7 protein-coding genes are annotated in these 6,584 nt (G+C 62.5%); all 7 read right to left on the bottom strand.

What is annotated here, in order from left to right:
* Window positions 1–166: 166 nt before the first annotated feature.
* Window positions 167–622 carry a TIGR03067 domain-containing protein gene (locus tag HYR72_03285; protein ID MBI1813981.1) on the bottom strand — a complete coding sequence of 152 codons (456 nt, stop codon included), beginning with the start codon at window positions 620–622 and terminating at the stop codon, window positions 167–169.
* A gap of 370 nt (window positions 623–992) precedes the next feature.
* Window positions 993–1,427: an MmcQ/YjbR family DNA-binding protein gene (locus tag HYR72_03280; protein ID MBI1813980.1), complete on the bottom strand. Its 435-nt coding sequence runs from the start codon at window positions 1,425–1,427 to the stop codon at window positions 993–995.
* A gap of 234 nt (window positions 1,428–1,661) precedes the next feature.
* A complete protein-coding gene (locus tag HYR72_03275) occupies window positions 1,662–3,644 on the bottom strand; it encodes an MBL fold metallo-hydrolase (protein MBI1813979.1) in 1,983 nt (660 codons plus the stop codon).
* Window positions 3,645–3,720: 76 nt separating this feature from the next.
* The gene (locus tag HYR72_03270) at window positions 3,721–4,497 is read right to left on the bottom strand and encodes an alpha/beta hydrolase (GenBank protein ID MBI1813978.1); all 777 of its coding nucleotides are present in this window, start codon (window positions 4,495–4,497) and stop codon (window positions 3,721–3,723) included.
* Window positions 4,498–4,555: 58 nt separating this feature from the next.
* Window positions 4,556–5,428 carry an aminoglycoside phosphotransferase family protein gene (locus HYR72_03265; protein MBI1813977.1) on the bottom strand — a complete coding sequence of 291 codons (873 nt, stop codon included), beginning with the start codon at window positions 5,426–5,428 and terminating at the stop codon, window positions 4,556–4,558.
* A 188-nt stretch (window positions 5,429–5,616) separates the two neighbouring features.
* Window positions 5,617–6,030 (bottom strand): GFA family protein, encoded by a 414-nt coding sequence (locus HYR72_03260; GenBank protein MBI1813976.1) that lies wholly within the window; start codon window positions 6,028–6,030, stop codon window positions 5,617–5,619.
* Window positions 6,031–6,116: 86 nt separating this feature from the next.
* Window positions 6,117–6,572, bottom strand: coding sequence for a hypothetical protein (locus tag HYR72_03255; protein MBI1813975.1), 456 nt, complete (start codon window positions 6,570–6,572; stop codon window positions 6,117–6,119).
* Window positions 6,573–6,584 lie beyond the last annotated feature (12 nt).

Below are 6,584 nucleotides of genomic sequence, written 5' to 3'. Positions count from 1 at the left end.
ACAGTGTCTGTGCCCGCTGCGAAACGAAGTCAGCACACGACCCGCGGTACCGACGCGTCAGTGATCTACACGAGAGCCACCCCGCCCCCGTGACGCTACCGTCTCGTCTTCTTGACAAGCGGAGCCCTTATAGGTGTTAGGCTGCACGTGGGGAGTGCGCGGCGACTCACTTGTCATCGGACGAGCGTTGCGCCTCGACGAGGATATATCGCGGGTGAGCGGTCGGATCGAAACTCGTTGGTCGTGAGACACCTGGCGGGGCAGAGCAATCGACGAGAGTGCTGCCAACGATTTTGAAGATGCCTTGAACAGCAGTCCCTGCCTCCCAATAGTCGATCTTGAAGGGTTCGGTGGTCGCATCAATCTCGAATACCTCGAAGCCCCGATCTCCCTCGAACCAAAAGCGATTCCCTTCGAAGTGCATGATGGTGCCAAGCTTATCAGGCATCGCGGTGCCTCCGCGCTGAGCCCGAGTGACTGTCCAGACTCCTTGAAGCGCGATGTAGGACGCCGGAAGTTCAGATTGTTGCTGCACCATCGGCGCCCGCGGCGAGATTGGGCGAGATACCGAGACGCACCCACTGATCAGCAGCAGGAACAGGATGGCAAGTGCGCGCCGCATTACCCCCTCGATCGCCTAACTATCTGCTCACCTACTTCGGCCTCTGTGCTTCGCCGCGTGATAGACTGCACGATGCTGTCAGCCTATCGTGTATCGCTTTCGCCACGCCCATCGTAGATCTTCGCGTGTTCGTTCGCCGGTTGGAACTGCGGGCACCGATATCACCGACTGCGCAACCCTTGCAAGGTTTTCGCAGCCTATCCCCGCGCGTCGAGGAGACAGAGTCGCAGCCTATCACGCATCGTCCGCGTGGGTTGCTATTGCTTCTGCCCCGACACGCTGCGTCTGGTGAGCGAGCACCTCGGACTGATCGCGCTCGACCACCCCTGACGCAATCGCCTTGACCGGGTGAGGCAAGTGGAAGCGCTTCTCAGCGCCGCTTCGTCCGCGTGCGCTTGGCTCGTGGCGCGGGGGCTGGGGGGAGATCGCCCGCCTCAGGGCCGTGCAGTTTTGCGAGGCGCTTAGGTACGATCATGAGATAGCCGTCTTTGAGAAGGTCAGCGAGTTCTTCCCAATCGACCTTCCTCACGTCGAGGCGCACGCCTATCCATCCCTTGTGGCCGACGTATGGTGGCTTGAAGAACCGCTTGGGGTCGGAGCCCACGAGGATCTCCTGCACCATCAGCGGTGCCTTCACCCACACCGAGCAGTGCTCACTCCCGTGATGATGGTTGTCGGTCATGGCGAACATCTTGCCGCCGACGCGGAACGTACATTCCCCCCACGCCTCCTTCTCGGTCGCTTCCGGCAGTGCGAGGCAAATCTCCCGCAGCCGTTTGATCGGGCCTTCCGGATCGTAGGGCATATGTGGATGCGCCATTTGCTCACCTCCTCAACGCGCCCAACGATGCAGATCGGGCGGTGGCTTTGCACAAAAAGGTTGCCGCCCCTCGATACGCCGCCCTTCGATACGAAACCTTCGGCTTCTCAGTGCGACTACTCGGGGAAGCGGTTCTCTTCTCGCGAGGAGCCCAATGTCCGTTTGCTCGAGTAGATCGCGAAGCGATCGTATCGAGAGCCTTCGTTGTGCAAAGCCATCTCACGGGGTGACGATGGGGAAATTTCCATCGGGCTTGTCGAGCAGCGAGAAGAACGAGAGCAGATCCATGCGACTGCCCTCCACCTTGAGATCGTCGGAGAAGATCATATCGCGCAAGCCCGCTTGTCCCGTGACCAAGCGTAAGAGGAAATCGCGAGTGAGGCGCACGGTGGCGGTCGCGGAGGGTTCGGGATCGCGCTGATGGTGGTGCAGGACCGCGTTTTCGAGGGTGAGCACGTGGGTCTCGCCGAGGTCGGTGAAGACGAAGTTCAGCGTCATTGTCTTACCCTCGGCCTTGGGTCCGTTGATTCGCGTGGCCATCGACGTGAAGAAGCGATCCACTGGTGTGTGCCGTAGCAGATCCACCGCAGCGGCGAGGTTGAGCGCGGTGCTCGGCGTTCCGTGACGCAGCTCGAACGCGCCGCTGAGATACTCATCGCGCCACGGACCCGACTCGGCGCGATAGCCGAGTTGATCGTAGGTCTGGGCGAGCAGATCGCGCGCGTCGGCGCGCTCAGGTTCTGCGAAAACTAGATGGTTGAGAACCGTGGCGGCCCAGCGGTAGTCGCCTTGGGCGAAGGACTCGCGCGCCTTGCGTAGCACCTCGTCGCCTCCGCCCATGAACTCGACGTATTTCTTCGCGGACTCCGGCGGCGGCAGTGGATCAAGATTCGCCGGGTTGCCATCGAACCAGCCGAAGTAGAACTGGTAGACCGCCTTCGCGTTGTGCCGCACGGTGCCGTAGTAGCCGCGGTCGGCGAAGACGGACCGGAGCGACGCGGGCAGCTCCAGCTCTTCGGCGATTTCTTGTGGGGTGTGGCCGCTGTTGGCGAGCCGCAATGTTTGGTCGTGGATGTACTTGTAGGTGTCGCGCTGACGCTTGAGGTAGTCGGCGATGCGGGCGTTGCCCCACACCGGCCAATGATGGCTCGCGAACACGATTTCCATGTCGCCAAAGCGCGCGAGCGCGTCGTCGATGTAGCCGCTCCACTTGAGGGCATCCCGCACTTTGGCGCCGCGCAGCGTGTAGAGGTTGTGCATCGTGTGGCTGACGATCTCGGCGCCGCAGAAGGCTTTCACCTCCGGCAGGTAGAAGGTCAGTTCCGCCGGCGCTTCCGAATCGGGGACGTACTGGAACACGAAGGGAACGCCGTCGATCTGCATTTCCTGCCCGGTGTGATCGACGAGGTCCGTGGGTTCGAGGATCCCGATCGTACCGCGTGCCGGCGCCTTGCCGAGGCCGGTGTCAACGTGTCCGCGTTCCGTGCGGGCGAGCCCCAAGCCGTACATGAAGCCGGCCCGCCGACCCATCGCGACTCCGGCCAGGATGTTCTCGCTGGTGGCCTCTTCGATGAAGCCGCGCGGCGCAACGATCTGGATGGCCTGCTTGGCGTCGGGCGGCAGAACGCCGCCGACACCGCCGAAGTGATCGACGTGGCTGTGCGTGAAGATGATGGCGACGATTGGCGCGTTGCCCAAGTGGCGTCGCGCCAGTGCGAGTGCCGCGGCCGCGGTCTCTTGAGAGGTTAGCGGATCGATCACGATCAAACCGGTATGACCTTCGATCAACGTCATGTTGGAGACGTCGTAGCCGCGCACTTGGTAGACGTGGTCCGCAACCTTGAAGAGGCCGTGAATGCCGTTGAGCTTGGCTTGGCGCCAGAGGCTTGGATTTACGCTCGGAGGCGCGTCACCGGTTACGAAGCCGTAGGCGCTCGTGTCCCAGATCCGAGTGCCGCCACCGTCGACGATCACATTTGGATCGCTGGCGACGAGTCCGCGCTTCGCGTCGTCGAAATCCTGCTGATCTGCGAGGGCAAGCGTGCCGGCGACGGCGGCGTTGACTTCCACGGTCTTGTCAGTCGGCGCGGTGTGTCCCTGCGCGTCTGCGCCCGGCGGGGGCGCGGCTTGTTCCTTCGGTCCGCCACAGGAGACGAGGCAACCGAGGGCGACTCCGCTGATCACGATGGAACTGATTCTCATCTGACTCCCCCCAAGCGAGGAGCCTTAGTACACGATGCGGCGGCGCGCTACCGCGGCGTACGCAGCGTGCAGCCGACTACGTGGGTTGCCAGTCTCCGCGCAGGAAGGCGAGGGCGGTCTCGACGAACGGGGCAGACTGGTTGCCGAAGATAGGGCCGTGTCCGCCGTTCGGGACGATCCACAGGTGGGATCGAGCGATGGCCGCGTGCAACTCCATCGCCATCCGGACCGGATAGAGCGGATCTCGATCGCCGTGGACAATCAGCGTGCGGGCCGATATTCGCGACAACAACGGTGGCGTGAAGTTCATGTCCTCGTAGCTGTCCTTGAACGCGTGTGCTTGTTTCCACAGTGCTCGAATTTGCTCGTCACCGTGGTAATGGCGCTGCCGCATGACGCGCCACTCTTCGTCGGTCCGGTTGTCGACGGTCATCTGAGCCATGATGGCGCGGGCTTCCGGTGGGAAGTAGGGCGCGGCGCTGACCAACACCATGGCGTCGATTCGACTGGGCTGCTGCGTCGCCATGTGCAGCAGCGTCTTGGCTCCGGCGCTCATGCCGATCGCTTTGAATCGTTCGATCTTCAAGTGATCGAGCAAGCAAAACGCGTCGCGCGCCGATTGCCGATGCGTGAACTCCGCCGAAGGGTTGGTTGAGCGGCCGTGCCCGCGCAGATCGGGAATGATCAACCGGTAGCCCGCGGGCGCGGAGTTGAATACGAGCGCCCAATCGGCACCGGAGCCGGTGAAGCCGTGCAACAGCAGCAGCGGCGCGCCCTGGCCCTGACTCTCAAAGTACATCTCTATCCCGGTCTCGATGAACGCTGTCTGGCCATACGTTGTCGACATGCTCATTGGAGGTCCTCTCAAGGTGATGCAAAGCGCTGACTGTCGGCGGGTCGAAGGTGTAGTTCTACGTCTCCGCGAGATGTGCGTCGAGCGCGGCGGTGAGACGGCTCAGCCGCACGGCGTCGAGCGGGAGCGCGCGCTTTCGGTTGAAGCGGTGTCCGAATTCGCTCAGCAGCACGACGCAGAACAGGGTGGTGTAGAACTGGAGTACGCCGCGTTGCTCGGCTGTGAGATCGAGAAGATCGCACCAGTAGTCGACGTAGTCCGGGATCTGTCCGTCGTTGAGCAGCGCCGTTCGTGTGAGCGCGAGCGCAAACAGCGGATCGCCGAAGCAGACGACATCGACATCGACGATTCCGCTCACGCGACCGTGGTGCACGATCACGTTCTTCGTCGTCGTATCGTCCAAGAACGCTCGCGGTGGAATTGTGGCGAAGTAGCGATCGAAGCGTTCCGCGCGGCGCTCGACTCGATCGACGAAGTCGGTGTCGAGGAGTTGTGCCGCGTCGATCCACGCGCGACTGCGCGCAAGCGACGCGTGCACGACGCCAGCCCACGTGCGATGGGGAAACGGGCCGCCTTGATGATGCACGAACCCATACCCGCGACCTTCCGGGAGCCTGCGCACGGTGCTCTGAATGCGCGCGACCTCGGCCGCGATTCCCCGCTTTTCGTCCGTTGTCAGCTCACCGTATACGAGCCCGAGATCAGTCCCGGGCAAGCGCTCGATGACGATATACGGCATCCCCGCATGGGTTCCGGCTTGCAAGAGGGTCGGGAGCGGCACGCCCAAAGGGCGGAGTAGATTCGACCAATATGCGGCGCCGGCGAAGTGTGCTGTATCAGCCGGCGTACCGATGCGGACGACGAGGCAGCGCCCGCTCGAGGTAACCACGTCGTAGACGTAGTGCGCGATACCCATCGCGAAGCGAGCCACGGAGCGAGTTGCTTACGCAGTAAACGCGCTGGCGATTGCCGCGGCATCGCTTTCTATCGGTCGGCGGTCCGTGCCGGCGTTCATCTGCAGTCTGTATTCTCCATCCGTCGGACCGAGTACCAGACGCGGCCCGCTCGCTTCCCTTGTCATTGCGCCTCAACGACGAGCGCTGGCTTTCCTACGGAGACTTATGATCCGACTCCGCGCGAATACTTCGGCAAGGCGGGGTCCATGAAATCCCACGGTTGCGCACTGGATGTGAAGATGTCCATCGTCGGGCGATGGTCGCTGGGGTCGTCCAGGCTTGCGGCGTAAATGACGAAGACGGGGAACGCCGACTGCTTTGCCGCCACGGGCGATCCGCATTCCGCACAGAACCCGCGGCTCGCGATGTTGCCGCTGTCGGCGGTGCTGACGTAGTACTTCGCCGTTCCCTTGGTGAACGTCAGATCTGTTGCCGGAACGAATATGCCGGAAGCGCAAGCGCTACCAGCCGCGCGCTGACAATCCCGACAATGGCAATTGAGGACCAGGATCGGCTCAGCGGTACACTCATAGCGAATGGCGCCGCACGCGCAGCCACCGGCGAATGGGATCTTCATGATCGACTCTCCCTTCGATTGAGCGCTGAGAAGTTGGTGCCCCGCATGTCCAGCGTCGGTTTAGATCGCCCACGAGGTAGCCCCGATCATGCCGGGCGTCGCGGGCGCTGCTTCGCTGAGATGGATTTGATCACGATGCGGACCGGCTTCGTTGCGTCCAGCGAATTGGTAAGACGCTTGAGCGCCTGTGCCATTAGCGCCCGAACCGCCGGCTTGTCCAACGTTGCGGCGTCGTCGAGGACGATGTGGCGGATCTCCTTGCTGCCCTTCAGGAGCTTTCGCGGATCGGGCAGGTCCGCTGCGTGAAAGAAGAACAAGCTGACCCAGCGCGGATACACCACGATCGAGAAAATTACATCCGATGCACGTTCCGTCGGGCCGAAGCCGATGGCGAGGGCATTGTAGTTGTCCCACACCAACTCGAGCGCGCCTGGCAGACGCGCTCGCATCTTGGCGAGCGCGGCCCGCGCCAGCACCCCGATCTCGGGAGTGTACTTCGCGATGAAACCAGCGAGTTGTTTTTCGGCTGACTGATCCTTCATCGGGAGGCCACC

The sequence above is a fragment of the Deltaproteobacteria bacterium genome (genome assembly GCA_016178705.1).
Lineage (GTDB): Bacteria > Desulfobacterota > Binatia > HRBIN30 > JACQVA1 > JACOST01.
This window is presented reverse-complemented; position numbering and strand designations above follow the sequence as displayed.